The 15,155-nt window shown below is 61.1% G+C and carries 13 protein-coding genes; 6 read left to right on the forward strand and 7 right to left on the reverse strand.

Annotated features, from left to right (window positions below):
* Nucleotides 1-26: 26 nt before the first annotated feature.
* From rbsK to DSM107133_RS19610, 5 genes are all read right to left on the reverse strand, one after another.
* Entirely contained in the window at nucleotides 27-947 is a 921-nt protein-coding gene (gene rbsK / locus DSM107133_RS19590; RefSeq protein ID WP_114295216.1) for a ribokinase, read from the reverse strand.
* Complete coding sequence (gene rbsD, locus DSM107133_RS19595) at nucleotides 944-1,354, reverse strand: D-ribose pyranase (RefSeq protein WP_114295217.1); 411 nt, start codon at nucleotides 1,352-1,354, stop codon at nucleotides 944-946. The genes rbsK and rbsD overlap by 4 nt, the downstream gene beginning before the upstream one ends.
* A complete protein-coding gene (locus DSM107133_RS19600) occupies nucleotides 1,351-2,349 on the reverse strand; it encodes an ABC transporter permease (RefSeq protein ID WP_114295218.1) in 999 nt (332 codons plus the stop codon). The genes rbsD and DSM107133_RS19600 overlap by 4 nt, the downstream gene beginning before the upstream one ends.
* On the reverse strand, nucleotides 2,346-3,917 hold the full coding sequence (locus DSM107133_RS19605) for a sugar ABC transporter ATP-binding protein (RefSeq protein ID WP_114295219.1): 1,572 nt from the start codon (nucleotides 3,915-3,917) through the stop codon (nucleotides 2,346-2,348). Before DSM107133_RS19605 ends, DSM107133_RS19600 begins: the two co-directional genes overlap by 4 nt.
* 62 nt (nucleotides 3,918-3,979) lie before the next feature.
* On the reverse strand, nucleotides 3,980-4,900 hold the full coding sequence (locus tag DSM107133_RS19610) for a sugar ABC transporter substrate-binding protein (protein WP_114295220.1): 921 nt from the start codon (nucleotides 4,898-4,900) through the stop codon (nucleotides 3,980-3,982).
* A 330-nt stretch (nucleotides 4,901-5,230) separates the two neighbouring features.
* Here DSM107133_RS19610 and DSM107133_RS19615 point away from each other — a divergent pair, with 330 nt between their 5' ends.
* The 6 genes from DSM107133_RS19615 (at nucleotide 5,231) to DSM107133_RS19640 (ending at nucleotide 12,644) form a co-directional block, all read left to right on the forward strand.
* The gene (locus DSM107133_RS19615) at nucleotides 5,231-5,620 is read left to right on the forward strand and encodes an MbcA/ParS/Xre antitoxin family protein (protein ID WP_114295221.1); all 390 of its coding nucleotides are present in this window, start codon (nucleotides 5,231-5,233) and stop codon (nucleotides 5,618-5,620) included.
* Complete coding sequence (locus tag DSM107133_RS19620) at nucleotides 5,617-6,318, forward strand: RES family NAD+ phosphorylase (protein ID WP_114295222.1); 702 nt, start codon at nucleotides 5,617-5,619, stop codon at nucleotides 6,316-6,318. The genes DSM107133_RS19615 and DSM107133_RS19620 overlap by 4 nt, the downstream gene beginning before the upstream one ends.
* Before the next feature lie 5 nt (nucleotides 6,319-6,323).
* The gene (locus DSM107133_RS19625; protein WP_243253599.1) at nucleotides 6,324-7,313 is read left to right on the forward strand and encodes a LysR substrate-binding domain-containing protein; all 990 of its coding nucleotides are present in this window, start codon (nucleotides 6,324-6,326) and stop codon (nucleotides 7,311-7,313) included.
* 112 nt (nucleotides 7,314-7,425) lie between these two features.
* Nucleotides 7,426-9,105, forward strand: coding sequence for a sulfatase-like hydrolase/transferase (locus tag DSM107133_RS19630; RefSeq protein ID WP_114295223.1), 1,680 nt, complete (start codon nucleotides 7,426-7,428; stop codon nucleotides 9,103-9,105).
* A gap of 56 nt (nucleotides 9,106-9,161) precedes the next feature.
* Nucleotides 9,162-10,223, forward strand: coding sequence for a TAXI family TRAP transporter solute-binding subunit (locus DSM107133_RS19635; RefSeq protein ID WP_114295224.1), 1,062 nt, complete (start codon nucleotides 9,162-9,164; stop codon nucleotides 10,221-10,223).
* 69 nt (nucleotides 10,224-10,292) lie between these two features.
* Nucleotides 10,293-12,644: a TRAP transporter fused permease subunit gene (locus DSM107133_RS19640; RefSeq protein WP_240310663.1), complete on the forward strand. Its 2,352-nt coding sequence runs from the start codon at nucleotides 10,293-10,295 to the stop codon at nucleotides 12,642-12,644.
* Nucleotides 12,645-12,647: 3 nt separating this feature from the next.
* On the opposite strand, the gene DSM107133_RS19645 is transcribed toward DSM107133_RS19640, so the two are convergent.
* Nucleotides 12,648-13,841 carry a LarC family nickel insertion protein gene (locus DSM107133_RS19645; RefSeq protein ID WP_240310664.1) on the reverse strand — a complete coding sequence of 398 codons (1,194 nt, stop codon included), beginning with the start codon at nucleotides 13,839-13,841 and terminating at the stop codon, nucleotides 12,648-12,650.
* The gene (locus tag DSM107133_RS19650) at nucleotides 13,823-15,139 is read right to left on the reverse strand and encodes a lactate racemase domain-containing protein (RefSeq protein WP_114295226.1); all 1,317 of its coding nucleotides are present in this window, start codon (nucleotides 15,137-15,139) and stop codon (nucleotides 13,823-13,825) included. The genes DSM107133_RS19645 and DSM107133_RS19650 overlap by 19 nt, the downstream gene beginning before the upstream one ends.
* Nucleotides 15,140-15,155 lie beyond the last annotated feature (16 nt).

Raw genomic sequence — 15,155 nt, forward strand, 5'->3', positions numbered from 1 at the left:
TAAGAGCCCCGAGTTCTAAAGATCTTTCACCCGAGCGCCAGAACTGCGCACAAATCCTCATAGCATGGAATGGAATCCGTTGCGCCCTTGCGTGTGGTGGTCAATGCGGCGGCATGTACGGCAAATTCTATGGCATCCCGAACGGATTTGCCTGAAACATGTGCAGCGGCAAATGCGCCGTTGAAACAGTCGCCCGCGCAGACCGTATCAATTGCGTTGACACCGGGGGCGGTCATTTGACCCGATTGGCCGTTGATACACCACGCGACGCCCTTGCTGCCCATCGTCACAATGCTGCCCGCAGCGCCGTAATCCTGCAACTTGCGCGCGGCCTCTTGTGCCTCGCTCAGGCTGCGCGGTTCGGCTCCGGTGATCAGTTTGGTTTCGTGGGAATTGGGCGTCACGATGTCGAACTGGGCCAGTTTGTCCCTCTCCCAGAACGGTTCGGGTGCGGGCGCAGGGTCCATCACAACCAGCGCACCTGCTGCCTTGGCGATCTGTGCCGCTTTGAAAGAGGCGGCAAAGGGTATTTCGTTTTGCAGCACGACAACCTTGCTGTTTGCAATGGTGTCTGCATGCGTTTCGATGATCTGCGGCGTCAGGGCATAATTCGCCCCCGCGCTGAGACGAATAAGGTTGTCGCCATCAGGGCCGACATCAATAAACGCCATTCCGGTGGGCATATCACGTTGAACGGTCAGTTTCGCGTCCAGCCCATGCGCCCGCAACTGCTGTTCAATGTCGGTGCCGAAGGTGTCCGCGCCAACGGCCCCGATGATCGTGGTTCTGGCCCCCATTCTTGACGCGGCGACCGCCTGATTGGCGCCTTTGCCACCCAGCGAAATGCGCGTTTCCGTGGTGTTGACGGTTTCACCGATCTTTGGCCAACAGGGCAGATAGGATGTCAGGTCGGTGTTGATGCTGCCGACGATTGTAACCTCGCTCAAAACGCCACTCCGCTTACCAGGATCACATTGCAATAGGGCGTGCATTCGCCTGTTCGAATGACGGCTTTGGCCTGTCGTGTGCGGGCTTTGAAAGCATCATGAGAGGTGGTTTGCAGCGCGATGACCTTGCCATTGTCCTGTCCCCAGTCGGTCATGATCGCGGCCAGCCGGCCTTGCAATTCGGTGTCTGCTTCCTGCGCGAAACAAGCCGCTTCGATGACCATTTCGCTGCGCAAAGCCTGCACCACATCCCAAAACGCCGGAATGCCGTGGCTGACCGCCAGATCAATCACCGCGACACCGTCAGGGACCGGCAGCCCCGCATCTGCAATCACGATTTCATCCATGTGCCCAAGCGATGCCACAAGGCTGCTGAGGTGCCGGTTCAGATTGCCCCCCCGCTTCATGATGCAGACAGTTTTGCGCGGTAGTAATCAAGGATCACTGCGATGATGATCACGATTCCGGTGATCATCTGGCGCACGAAATCGCTCAGCCCGATCAGGATCAGACCGTTGGCCAGAACACCGATGATAAAGGCCCCCAGCAAGGTGCCGATGACCGAACCGCGTCCCCCCGACAGACTGGTGCCACCGATGATGACGGCCGCAATCGCGTTCAGCTCGAACCCGATCCCCGCAATCGGGCTGGAGATGCTGAGACGCGCCATATAGACCAGCGCCGCGATCCCCGCTGTTGCCCCGCAGATGGTAAAGGCTGCGACCTTGTACCAGAACACCGGATGCCCCGCGAGGCGCACCGCCTCTTCGTTGTTGCCGATGCCATAGATCAGGCGTCCGAACACCGTGAAATTCAGCACGAACCAGGCGATGGCAACCAGCACAAGCGCAAGGATAAAGACCACCGGAACGCCAAAGATCAGTTTGGACCCGAAGTCTTCAAACACCAGGGGAAAGGAATAGATCGTTTGCGCGCCAGACACCTGCAACGCCGCGCCGCGCGCGATGTTCAGCATGCCCAGCGTGATGATGAAGGACGGCAGGCCCCAATAGGCGCTGACAACGCCGTTCATCACGCCGCACACAAGCCCCGCCAGCAAACCGGCGGCAATGGCAAACATGATCAATTCACCCGCACCGAACCCCGCAAGCGTGATCGCCTTGCCTGCTATCACGGCGGCAAAGGCCATGACCGAACCCACCGACAGATCAATGCCCCCGATCAGGATCACAAAGGTCATACCGACCGCAAGGATCAGGTTGATCGTGATCTGGGTCAGAATGTTGGTGATGTTGTTCGGCGACAGGAAATGTTCGGACGCCAGCGAAAAGAAGACGATCAGCAGCAACAGCGCAAGGCCGATGCCTGCATTGTTTACGATGGATTTCACCGAAAAACGCGCGGGATTTTCCGGTTCGGCGTGGCTGTCAGCTATACTCATTTTGTGTGTCCCTGCGGCGTTTCGATCTGGCCATAAGCCAGCTTCAGTATGGCCTCTTGTTGATAGTTTTCCGGCGTCAGGCTGCCCTGAATCCTGTGTTCCGACATGACCAGCATGCGGTCTGTCAGCGTAATGAGCTCGGTCAGTTCGGAAGAGACGACGATCATAGACATGCCCTGGGCCGACAGCGCCTTGAGGATGGCGTAGATCTCGGCCTTGGCCCCCACATCGACGCCCCGTGTCGGTTCGTCCAGCAGCAAAATCCTGGGGTTCGAAGCCAGCCATTTCGCCAGGACGACCTTTTGCTGGTTGCCCCCTGACAGGCTGGACGCCGCATCGGATATCTTTCCGTATTTCAGCTGAAGCCGCGCGCCACCTTCGCGCACCATTTTGCGTTCTTCGGCAAAGCGCAGAAGCCCCTTGGCCGACACATCCCTGATGCTGACCAGTGAGGTATTGGCGGCGATGGACATGTCGAGAATGAGCCCCTCGTCCTTGCGGTCTTCGGTCAGAAACCCGAAACCCTGTGCAATCGCATCGCGGGGGGTATTGATGTCGACTGGCGCGCCGTTTCTGTACAGCTGTCCGCCAAGGATCGGATCAACGCCGAAAATCGCGCGCAGCACTTCGGTGCGGCCCGACCCGACGAGGCCCGCAATGCCAAGGATCTCGCCCTGCCGCAGATCAAAGGAAATGCCCTGTGGGTTAGGGTTGGCCGAGGTGCGCAGGTCTTTGACCGAAAACACAATATCGCTGCCAATCGAGGTGTTCAGCTCTTTGGTCTGCTCGGCCAGCTTGCGCCCCACCATATGCCTGACGACGCCGTCGGGTGTGGTGTTTGCGATGTCTTCGGTCGCGGTGGTTTCGCCGTTGCGGAACACCGTCACCCGGTCACAAATCTCGAACACTTCGTCCAGATGGTGCGAGACGAATACGACTGTCACGCCCTTGGCCTTGATGCTTGCGACGATTTCGAACAGGCGTTTGGTTTCGCGTTCGGTCAGGGTTGCCGTCGGTTCGTCCAGGATAAGAATGCGGCTGTCGGTCTGCAAGGCGCGGGCAATTTCGATCAGCTGGCGATGCGCGATACCCAGCCCGTTCACCGGCATGTCGACATCGACCGCACTCAGACCGATCGCATCCAGCGCCTTGCGGGCGCGACGCCGCATTTCTGCACGGTCCAGCAGTCCGAACCGTGTTTTGGGGAAGGATTCAATGGCAATATTCTCGGCCACGCTCAGGTCGGTCAGCAGGTTGAATTCCTGATGAACAACCTGAATGCCCGCTTCTTTGGCAAAGTTGGGGCCGGTCGGTTTATAGATCTCGCCGGAAAGTTCGATGGTGCCGGAATCGTAATGATGCACGCCGGTGAGAATCTTGATCAGCGTCGATTTGCCCGCGCCGTTTTCCCCGACAAGCGCGTGAACCTCGCCCGCCTTCAACGAAAAACTGACCCCGCTGAGGGCGTGAACACCGCCAAAGGATTTGCGCAGGTCTTTGACATTCAAGAGCAGAGTATCAGGCAAAAGCAAAGTCTCAGACGCTGTATTTTGAGTGGGTTGGGCCATTGCAGCAATCCGATCCAGTCGCAAAAGTGACGCCCGACACAAAAGCGCCGGGCGTCGGAACATCAGTCAGCCTTGACCAATTCGATATTGGTTTTGACCCAGCCTTCCAGTTCGGGGCCACCCGCAACAACACCCAGCGCAAGGTCAATCGCATCTGCGGCCATGCGTGTGCCGAACTGGTCGACTGTCGCCAACATGCGACCGTCCTGGATCATTGGGCCCACAGCCGGAATGTTGTCAAAGCCGACAACCTGAATGTCGCTGCGCCCGGCTGATTCCAGCGCTTTGACAACACCCACGGCCATCGAGTCGTTGGCGGCCATGACGCCCTGAATGTCAGGATGGGCGGTCAGCATTGTGGAAAACACCTGGTTCGCCTCTTCGGTTTCCCAATGCGCGGTGCGGCTGTCCAGCAGATCAAGATCATAGGCGGCAACGGAATCTTCAAAGCCCAGACGACGTTCGTTGGCATTGTCGGCACCGGGGTTGCCCTCGATGATGACAACCTTGCCGCCTTTGCCAAGCGCTTCACCCAGTGCGTCGCCTGCCATTTTGGCGCCGCCGCGGTTGTCGGGGCCGACAAAGGCCAGGTCCAGACCCTGCTGCGCCTTGGCATCTGCATCCAGGGCCACGTCAAAGTTCACCACAACAATGCCGGCGGCAATTGCGCGTTTGATCGGGCGCACCATTGCGCGGCTGTCGGCGGGTGCGATCACGATTGCATCGACGCCCTGCGTGATGAAATTGTCGACTGCGTTGATTTGCGACTGAAAATCAGTCTCGTTCTGCATTCCGACGGCAACCAGCTTGAAATCGCCGCGTTCTGCTGCGTGGGCTTCTGCGCCCGCCAGCATGTTCTGAAAGAATTCATTGGCCAGCGACTTCATCACCAGACCCACAACAGGCTGGTCGTCAGCAGCGGCGATTCCAGCAGACAAAAAGATACCGGTCGCTGCCGCAGCAGCGAATTTAACAAACTTCATAAGAGCCTCCCAAGACTATTTTCAGGTTGGATTTGCGCCAGATAACGCCGCGATCAACCTGGCGCCAAACTTGCTCTGATTCTGGAACATGTCAATATGAAACGTTTCATAAATCACAGTCACGACCGCCCCTTCCGGCGTTTTGACAAGGATACCCTGAACAAATTCTTTACGCGCGACAGTGCATTGCACCCCGAAACGTCTGAAGCCAGCGGTACGAAAATGCAGCTTTCCGACTGTCGGCCCAAGGCGTCGATCCTTGCCTTATCGGATCATATGGCCTTTACATGCGGTCCATATGACCTATATCTTAGACGAAGGAGATTCATGATGCACGTCGCCGCAAAGACCCGCGACCCTTCCCAAATCAACGCCGTCGCGCTGAAAGCCTATGCGCGGATCGTTGACGCCTGGGCGCTTAGCCTGAAACAGGCTGCAAACCTTGCGGATATGTCCGACAGCACATGGAAGCGCGCCAGAAAGCCCGATTTCGCAGGAGAGCTGACCAAAGACCAGCTTCTGCGTCTCAGCGCGATTGTGGGCATCTACAAGTCGCTTGAGCTTTACTTTTCAGACCCCCTTGCCAGAGACTGGTTCACGCGGCCGAACACGGGCCCGCTGTTTGGCGGTCACCGCCCCATAGACACGGCAATCGAAGGCGGGTTGCCGCAGATCCTGGCCATTCGAACCTATCTCGACGCGCTGCGTGGCGGCGCATGAGGCAAACCGAAATATCGGATCGCGGTCTGGTACGGTTGCTGCCCGCAACCTATCACAAGCCCCCCACCCTGCGCGGTCTGGTCGACACCGATGACGAGCTGGACATTCTTGCCCAGATCGAAGGGCTGACCAGCGGACGCCTTCAGGCCGAGCGCGGGCGCAACCCGCATCTTGATCCGCGCGAACTGGCCTGGCGACGCCGCAGCCAGGATTTGCACATTTATGGCGACAGCCACATCAACGCCGCTTTCAGCTATACACGGGCGGGCGGAAACCGCTTTAATTCCGGCGAACGCGGTGCGTGGTATTGCGCGTGGAATGTCATGGTTTCTGTCAGCGAAGTTGCCTGGCACCGCACGCGCGAGCTGGGGTTTACCGGCTGTTATCAGGACAGCGCCCGCTATGTCGAACTGCTGGCCGATTTCATCGGGGTGTTTGATGACCTGACCGATGAGCCCGACCACCCGGCGCTGGGTGCCGACCCCGATGTCGGCTATCCCGAGGGGCAGAACCTTGCGCAGCATCTGCGGCGCGCGGGGTCACGCGGGTTGATCTACCCATCGGTGCGCGCGCCTGCGCCGGGGGGGAACTGTCTGGTGTGTTTTGAACCCCGCGCGATCCAGAATGTCCGACCGGGGGCGTCCTGGGATCTTGTCTGGGACGGAACGCCGGACTATGCGATTGTTGCGGTTGCCTGAACGGATTGCCAGACAGACTTGCCAGTCTGCATGAAACCGGATCAACTGGCAGCACTTGTGATCCCGACCGGAAAGCGGCCCCTGTGAACACCCGCCTGCGCATGCGCCACATTCGTTGCTTTCTGGCCGTCGCCAAGGCCGGAACGGTCACCGATGCGGCCACGGCGATGAATTCCTCGCAGCCTGCGATTTCACGGTCTCTGGCCGAAATCGAAGAGATCATCGGCCAGCCGCTGTTCACCCGCACAGGGCGCGGGCTGGTGATGACCGACGCGGGGCAAAAGCTGAACCGCCATCTTGATACGGCCATGGCACAGATCGAAACCGGCACCCGCGCCGCCAGCGGCACAGCGCCACGGCCACGGGTCGCGGTGGGGATGTTGCCGAATGTGGCGCGCACATTGGCAGTGGATGCGGGTGCTTCGTTCAAGGCAGCACACCCCGAAATCGACCTGTTGCTGCATTGGGCCGGAGTGTCCGAGCTGATCACGCGCCTACACCGCAACGAAATCGACTTTATCCTTGGACGTCTGCTGTCGCTGGAACATATGTCGGGCGTCAGTTTTGAACATCTGAACACCGAGGCCCTGATTTTTGTCGTCAGCCGCGACCACCCCTTTGCCGACACCCCCGATGCCATCGACCTGCCTGACCTGATGCACGAGATGATGATCGTACCCATTGCCGACACCATTATCCGGCGCGAACTGGATAAATTTCTGACCGCGCGCGGCATTGCGGATTTTCCCAACAAGATCGAAACCGTGTCGTTTGAATTCACCCGCAGCTATCTGAAGCAGCATCGCGGGGCGGCCTGCGTGCCTGTTGGTGCGGTGCGCCGGGAACTGGCCGACGGGTCGCTGGTGCGTTTGGGCATTCAGGGCGAGGAACTGGTCAGCTCGGTGGGTATCACCTATGCCGCCGGACGCGCGCTTTCGGACAATGCGCAGCGTCTGGCGCAGCATGTGCGGGCCGCGGCAAAATTACGGCGCTGATATACCGGATTGGATATGCTGGCGTGGAAATCACTATTTCCCGAACTCTTTGAATCGCGTTACACCCTTTGCAGAGATTGCGCTTAAACCGCGTAAAAGTGGAGGAATATGTGTGGCCAAGCCAAAGAACATCCTGTTCATCATGTTCGACCAGCTGCGCTGGGATTACCTGAGCTGCTATGGGCATCCGCATCTGAAGACCCCCAACATCGACCGGATTGCCGCGCGCGGGGTGCGGTTCGACAATGCCCGCATCCAGTCGCCGCTCTGCGGCCCGTCGCGGATGTCGACCTATACGGGGCGCTATGTTCACAGCCACGGTGCCTCGTGGAACAACGTGCCGCTGAAGGTGGGCGAGCGCACCATGGGTGACCATCTGCGCGATCAGGGCATGGGCTGCTGGCTGGTGGGCAAGACACACATGGCTGCTGACGCCGACGGGATGCGGCGGCTGGGGCTGGCGCCGGACAGCGTGATCGGCGCGCGGGTCGCGGAATGCGGGTTCGACATCTGGGAGCGCGACGACGGCATGCGCCCCGAGGGGCCGGACGGTTTCTACGATCCGGGCGGGGCGCTCAAATACAACGATTACCTGCGCGACAAGGGCTATGACAGCGACAACCCCTGGCACGACTTTGCCAACTCGGGCGTCGACGACGATGGCAACGTGCTGTCCGGCTGGTTTCTGGAAAACTCCGACAGCCCCGCCAACATCCGCGAGGAAGACAGCGAAACGCCCTATCTGACGCGCCGCGGCATCGAATTCATCAAGGCGCAGGGCGACCAGCCGTGGTGCTGCCATCTGAGCTATATCAAGCCGCATTGGCCCTATATCGTGCCCGAACCCTATGCCAGCATGTATGGCCCCGCCGATTTCCTGCCGCCGGTGCGCAGCGAGGCGGAACGGCAGACGGATCACCCGGTGTTCAAGGGGTTTCAGAACGCCCCCGTGGGCAAGGCCTTTGCCCGCGACGACATCCGCGACAAGGTGCTGACCGCCTATATGGGGCTGATCAAGCAATGCGACGACCAGATGGGCGTGCTGTTCGACTGGCTGGAAAAGACGGGCCGTATGGACGACACGATGATCGTCATCACCTCGGACCACGGGGATTTCCTGGGCGATCACTGGCTGGGGGAAAAGACGTTTTTCCACGATGCCTCGGTCAAGGTGCCGATGATTATCTATGACCCCTCGGAACAGGCCGACGCGACCCGTGGCACCGCCAGTGACGCGCTGGTGGAATGTATTGACCTTGCGCCCACTTTCGTCGACGTGGCGGGGGGCGATTCATCGGCGCTGGATCACATTCTGGAAGGGCATTCGCTGCTGCCCCTGCTGCGCGGCGGCGCGGCCCCGGACCGCGATTATACGATCTGCGAATACGATTATTCCGCCATACCGCTGGCCGGCAGGCTGAACTTGCACCCCGACCAGTCGCGCATGTTCATGGTGGCGGATCATCACTGGAAGATGATCCACTTTGAAAGCGGTCACCGCCCGATGCTGTTCGATCTGCAAGCCGACCCGAACGAGTTGACCGATCTGGGCAACAGCACAGAACACGCCGGGGTTATCGCACAAATGTATGATAAACTGGCCACATGGGCCCGCCGCCCGGCGGCCCGCACCACCATGTCAAACGACGCATTCATCACTTACCGCACCAACGCCCCGCGCAGCGGTGTGTTGATCGGCATTGCCGATGCGACCGAAGCCGCAGGCGAAACCGCTGCCAAATATGTAGGTCGCACAGCCGAGGACAAACGGGAGGGTTCCGGCACAGGCTGAAAATCAGGTCAGGGCGGGCCACTGCCCCGATCCACAAAGTCAAAAGGGAGGAAACCATGACTTTTGTATTCAAGAAGGCCGCCGTCGCACTGGGATGCGCCGCAGCATTTGTCTGCGCCGCCGCTGCTTCGGCCCAGGAAAACCTGACCGCCGAAACATCCAGCCCGGGGAATTCTCCACATCTGGTGACACTTCATCTGGCCGATGTTCTGGCCCGCGAAGGCATTGCCAACGTGCAGGTGCAAGAAGGCCAGACCGCCACCAATTCCATGGTCAGCATCGCCGAAGGCAAGTCCGACATGGTCACCGCGCCGCTGGTGCTGCATTTCCTGCTGGAAAAGGGCCGTGGCCCGTTCTCGAAACTGGGGGAGGACGGCAAGGCACTGGCCGACAATGTGCGCGCGATCTTCCCTTATAACGCAGGTGCTTACGGTCTGTTTGCCCCTGTTGCCAGCGGCATCCAGAGCTATGCGGATATCAAGGGGCGTACAGTCTGGAACGGCCCGCCACGCGGTGCCGCACTGACCGTTGGGCGCCAGACCCTGTTGCTGGGCTCGGGCGGGTTCAAGGACGGCGAGGATTACACCGGCCTGCAAACCAACTGGGGACAACTGCCCACTGCACTTGTCGACGGCTCTGCCGAGGCGTTCATGGTCCCGATCACCTTTCCCTCGGACCGGGTGACAACCGCACAGGCGGCGGGTGACATCAACATCATTTCCTTCCCCAAGGCGATCTGGGAATCCGAAGGGATGCAAAAGTTCCTGAGCGCACCGGGCAACAGCCCGATCGAGATCGAAGGCGCGAAAATGGGCTATGGCGAAGGCAAGGGGGTCAACCTGATTTCGGAAGACGGCATTTTCCGCTCGCCCGGCGTGCCCTTTGCAACCTTCGTGAACGCGGACATGCCGGACGAAATGGTCAAGAAGATCGTCACAGCCTTCATTGGTTCACTGGATGAACTCAAGACGCGGTCGCCATATGCGGCCAACGTGAACTTTGGCGTGCTTGACCAGAAGACCACAGGCTTTTGCGGTGGTCTGTCGCTCAAGTACCATCCCGGCGCTGTCGCGGCCTGGGAAGAGGCCGGCTATGACGTGCCGGACTGCGCCAAGTGATCCACCGTCGGGCGGCGCACCACGCCGCCCGACGCCCTTTGTCACACATCCCAAGGGCAATGCAGCATCATGACAACCCCATCCGACATCCGGCCGCCACAGGCCATCAGATTTCACACCATGGCCCGCATTCTGGGGCTGGTGCTGGTTGTTATCGGCCTGTTCAATACCACCCCGTCGATCCCCGGTTTGGATGCATGGGTTGCGCAAGCGGTTGGCAATCCGGGCTTTGTGATCCGCAAGTTTCCCTACGAATACCTGTACCCGCTGGCCTTTGTGCTGATGATGGTCATTGTGGCCCTGAACCATTCGTTCTGGGTCGATGCGCTTGGCAAGACACGGGGCCGCCGTATCTTTGGGGCGTGCATGGATGTGGCGCTGGTGACGATGGCCATCGCCCTGTCGCTGTCTTACCTGATCGAAATCGATTCCATCTGCCTGATTGACCAGTTCACCGGCGAACGCGCCGAACTGATCGCCCGCGCGCTGATCGAGGAAAAGGAATTTGCCGAGCTGTACGGCCTGCCTGCGCCCACCAGCGTTGATGATCCTTCGTGTATCAACACGCTTGGGGTCTGGCTGTTCGCCGTGGTCGGCGCTGGGATCGCGGTGTTTCTGGGCTATAACGTCAAGGTCTGGGGCTTTCCGCTGGTCGCTGTCGCCATTGTTGTAGCCGCCTATACGTTGATTACGGTGCTGGTCTGGTACTATTTCGGCGCGGATGACACGAACAAATACCTGATTACAAAGCTGGGTGGCGAGCCGCGCACGCTGATGGACGGGCGCCCCAACATCGAAGACGTGCTGGTCAACACATCCCAGGGGTTGATGGGCCGCTTTATGGGCATCCTGCTGAGCACCGTGTTTCCCTATATCGTGCTGGGATCGCTGTTTGGCATTTCAGCGGGCGGCCAATCGCTGATCAAGCTGGCGTTTCTGTGGACCCGTCGTTTGCGCGGCGGGCCGGCCCATGCGGCCATCGTTTCGTCGGCCTTGTTCGGCACCATTTCGGGCGGGCCGGTTGTCAACGTGCTGTCCACCGGCGTGCTGACCATCCCGATGATGCTGAAACGCGGCTTTTCCAAAACCTTTGCCGGCGGGATCGAGGCTGCCGCGTCATCGGGCGGGCAGATCATGCCGCCGGTGATGGGGGTTGCGGCCTTTGTGCTGGCCGCGATGACGGCGGTGCCCTACCGCGAGGTCATCATCGCCGCGATCATCCCGTCGGTCGCCTATTTCGGCTGCCTGTTCCTGACCGTCGTATTCCAGGCCCGCAAACAAAAGATCGAAGCGGTCGGGGACAAGACACCCGACATGATGCTGAACCGTCAGGACCTGCTGAACCTTGTGATGATCTTTGGCCCGATCCTGTTGATCCTGTTCCTGCTGGTGACGCCCAAAGAAGCCATCGGCTGCGGACCCGTCGCCGCCCTGTTCAACATCCAGACCATCGCGACCGACACCACCTGCCGCGCGGTTGACCTGCCGTTCCTGTTCCAGCTGGTGCAGAACAGCGCGGGCGACGCAGGGTCGGCGGGCTGGTGGGCCGTGTTCCTGCTGGCGATCCTGTTCCTGCTGGACCCGGCATTTCGCCGCAAGCCTGCGCAACTGGTCGGCGCGCTGGCCGACGCCGGTATTCTGATCTCGACGCTGTACCTGATGTTCCTGTCGGTTTCGGTCATCGACTTTTGCCTGAACTTTACCGGCCTGTCGGGGTTCATCGCGCGTGATGTGCTGTCAGCCCTGCGTCTGTTCGGGACCGAGCTGCAAACCGGTGGCATTTTCCTGTTTGCGGCGCTGTTCGTGACCATGCTGATGTCGATCCTGCTGGGCATGGGCATGCCCACGGTGCCGGCCTATGTGAACGTCGCCTTGCTGATGGGGCCGCTGGTGATCGGGCTGGGCATCGCGCCGTTTACCGCACATATGTTCATCTTTTTCTTTGCTGTTGCCTCGGCCATCACGCCGCCCGTTGCCGTGGCCGCCTTTGCCGCCGCCTCGATCACCAAGGCCGATCCGATGCGCACAGGCTTTTCTGCCGTGCGTGCAGGCGTGGTGATGTTCGTGCTGCCCTTTGTCTTTGTTTTCTATCCCGAACTGCTGCTGATCGACGCGGCCAAGGTCGACCCCAATGCCCTTGCGGGGACCGAAGCGTTCCTGGCGGGTTACAGCAGCGGCATTGACTGGCCTGCGCTGGCGCTGGTTGTTGTGCGGGTCATGCTGGGCCTCTATCTGCTGGCCAGCGCCCTGTCGCGCTATGACCGTCACCCGCTGGGCCGCGCCGAGATCGGCTTGCGGCTGGCGCTGGGGCTGGGGGTGGTCATGCACAGCCCGATGATCTGGGGGCCTGCCGTCGCGCTCACGGCTGCCTATCTGGCTTGGTACACGATCAGCGCGACACGGCGCGTTGCCACGCCCTGAGGGCTATTCGGCTTCCCCACGGCGCGCGGCGCTGCGCCGGGCGGCCAGCGTTTGCGCACCTTCCAGATCGTCGCTTTCGACTTTCAGGGTTTCGTGGCCTGCCGGGCGCTGTGTGCGCTTGCGGCGTTGGCCGTCCGGGGCGGTTTCGGGTTTGCGGGGCAGGATCAGCCGGTCGACCACTGTGCGGCGCAACCCAAGGGTCGAGGTCAGGTTGAACATTCGTTCCGCCACATCTTCGGATTGGTCGGGGTGCACCAGCAGATCCATTCGCACAACGGGGCGTGACTTTTTCCCCTGCGCGTTCAGCAGCAGCACATCAACCACGCCCGCCGTTGCCCGCAATGCCTCGGTTGCCGCGCCCAGTTCCTCGCCCGTCATGTCGTCGATGTCGCAGGACAGTTGCACAAGCTGGTCGTGCATCATGCCACTTTCGGCGGTGTCGAACATCGTGACGCGCAGGATATTCGGCAGACCTTTCATCACCCGCGTGCCCGCGCCCGAACCCACGCCCGACAGCCGACCGGGCGGGCGGGTGCCGTGGCTGCCGCCGGTGACATGGGCCAGGATCGCGGCCCCCGTCGGCGTCACCCGTTCGCCTGCGATGCCGTCGTCGTGCCAGTCAAAGCCCTGCAGGATCAGCGCCGTCGCAGGGGCCGGCACCGGCAGTTTGCCATGCGCCGTATCGACCAGACCGCCACCCAGCGGCAGCGGTGCCAGGCTGTAGGTCGCCCCGTCCAGTGCGGCGCAAATGCTGCCCGCCGCCGTCACGTCCATCAGCGCGTCCCAATCGGCGATTTCGTGGAAATGCACGCGGTCGATGGGGATGTTGTGGACCTGCGCCTCGGCCTCGGCGATGCGGTGCAGGATGGCACAGGCGGCGTCCGCCGTGCCGTCGGACAGCGGCGCGCTTTCCAGCAGGGCGCGCGTCGCCTTGTAGGTGGTGTCAGCCCCGTGCCGCGCATTTATGCCACCCTTGGCCAGCACCAGCTTGAACTGGCGCGACATGATGCCGGATGCCACATGTTCGGTCAGCTCAGGCCTGCCCACCTCGGCGGGCAAAACGGCTGCGACATCGGCCAGAACGCGGTCAGCCAGGTCGGGGCGTGCGTGCAGCATGGCGGCGATGAACATATCCCCCGCTGCCCCGCCGACGGGGTCCAGATGCAGATGCAGCCCCATCAGTGTGCGTCCGGCCACGGGTTGACCAGCTTGCCATCCTCGAACTGCATCTCTTCCAGATCGCCGATGATCTCGAACCCCGGACGGTCGCGCAGCTCGGGCAGCATCGCCTCGGAGGCATAGAGGTATTCCAGCTTCAGCGTGTTCGGGATGCGCAGCAGGCGCGGCTTGGTGATGTCATCTGCCCCGCTGGTTTTCACCACCGTCTGTATGGCCGAGCGCGCACAGGGCATGACCATGGGCAGTTTGGCCTGCACCAACACTTGCGAGGTCAGGCAGTTGGCATAGACGGCCTCGCGGTCGAAATTCTCTTCGATCTGCGCGGTGATCACATCGGCCCGCGCGGCGCCATTGGCGTTGCCATTGCTGCGCGGCGACAGCCCCAGCGCCACCAGCCGTTCGATGTGCAGGTGGACCTGCATCTTGGGGCTGGAAAAGCGGTGGGTGATGTTGGGGTCCATGCCGGTACCGGAAAACTCCTTGCCGATCTCGTCCACCACCAGCACGTCCAGCGTGCCGGATGCGGTGGGCTGGTCCAGCGGCCCGACCGGCAGGCGCGGCATGTTGGCCATCGCCTCTTGCAACAGCGGTGCCTCGGCCTCGAGCAAGCCGTCGCTGTCCAGAACCTCGACCCGCGCCAGTTCGTCATAGGCGTTTTCGATGGTGCCGATGCCGAACAGCACCTTGCAGCGTTCCAGCTTCATCCGCGCCATCTTGGCGACAAAGATGCCCACGTTGTCGATGCCGCGCGCATGGCAGTTTTCGGCCCCCGACTGTTTGCCCAGCCCGATCGACAGCATCTTGGCCAGACCGCTTTCGTTGGGCGCGCGGAAGGACGTGTGCGGTTTGATCCGGTTGAACAGGATGATGCCGTCGGCGGCATTGGCATAGCGGTCCATGCGCACCGACATGCCGTTGTCCAGAACGCCGATTTCGTCGGTTTCCATGGACGAGCGGATGGGGCAGCCGATCACGTCCTCGGTCACGCCCAGCTTGGCCAGCAGGGCGGTCTGCCCTTCGGCGGTGGCGCCGCCGTGGCTGCCCATGGACGGCACGACAAAGGGGTCTGCCCCGCGTGCGCGGACCTCGGCCACGATGGCGGTCAGCAGTTCGGGGAAATCCGCGATGCCACGGCTGCCGGCGGTGATGGCGATGGACATGCCCGGCTTGACCTTGTCCGTGCAGGCGGCCCGCGCCATCGCATCACGCACGGCGGCGGCAGGGTCACCCGCGCGGGTGGCGGCGAAGGTCTGGCGGCACAGCGCGATGCGCGGCAGCACCGTATCCTGCACCAGCTTTACATAATTGGGTGTCATATCGTGGTCTTCCTTG

The sequence above is a fragment of the Pseudosulfitobacter sp. DSM 107133 genome (genome assembly GCF_022788695.1).
Classification (GTDB): Bacteria; Pseudomonadota; Alphaproteobacteria; order Rhodobacterales; family Rhodobacteraceae; genus Pseudosulfitobacter.

Bases quoted from the DNA above. Each gene is read 5' to 3' on its own strand.
- DSM107133_RS19635 (WP_114295224.1), top strand. From the start codon at position 9,162: ATGACTTTTGTATTCAAGAAGGCCGCCGTCGCACTGGGATGCGCCGCA.
- DSM107133_RS19600 (WP_114295218.1), bottom strand. From the start codon at position 2,349: ATGAGTATAGCTGACAGCCACGCCGAACCGGAAAATCCCGCGCGTTTT.
- DSM107133_RS19605 (WP_114295219.1), bottom strand. From the start codon at position 3,917: ATGGCCCAACCCACTCAAAATACAGCGTCTGAGACTTTGCTTTTGCCT.
- DSM107133_RS19610 (WP_114295220.1), bottom strand. From the start codon at position 4,900: ATGAAGTTTGTTAAATTCGCTGCTGCGGCAGCGACCGGTATCTTTTTG.
- DSM107133_RS19640 (WP_240310663.1), top strand. From the start codon at position 10,293: ATGACAACCCCATCCGACATCCGGCCGCCACAGGCCATCAGATTTCAC.
- rbsD (WP_114295217.1), bottom strand. From the start codon at position 1,354: ATGAAGCGGGGGGGCAATCTGAACCGGCACCTCAGCAGCCTTGTGGCA.
- DSM107133_RS19615 (WP_114295221.1), top strand. From the start codon at position 5,231: ATGCACGTCGCCGCAAAGACCCGCGACCCTTCCCAAATCAACGCCGTC.
- DSM107133_RS19650 (WP_114295226.1), bottom strand. From the start codon at position 15,139: ATGACACCCAATTATGTAAAGCTGGTGCAGGATACGGTGCTGCCGCGC.
- DSM107133_RS19620 (WP_114295222.1), top strand. From the start codon at position 5,617: ATGAGGCAAACCGAAATATCGGATCGCGGTCTGGTACGGTTGCTGCCC.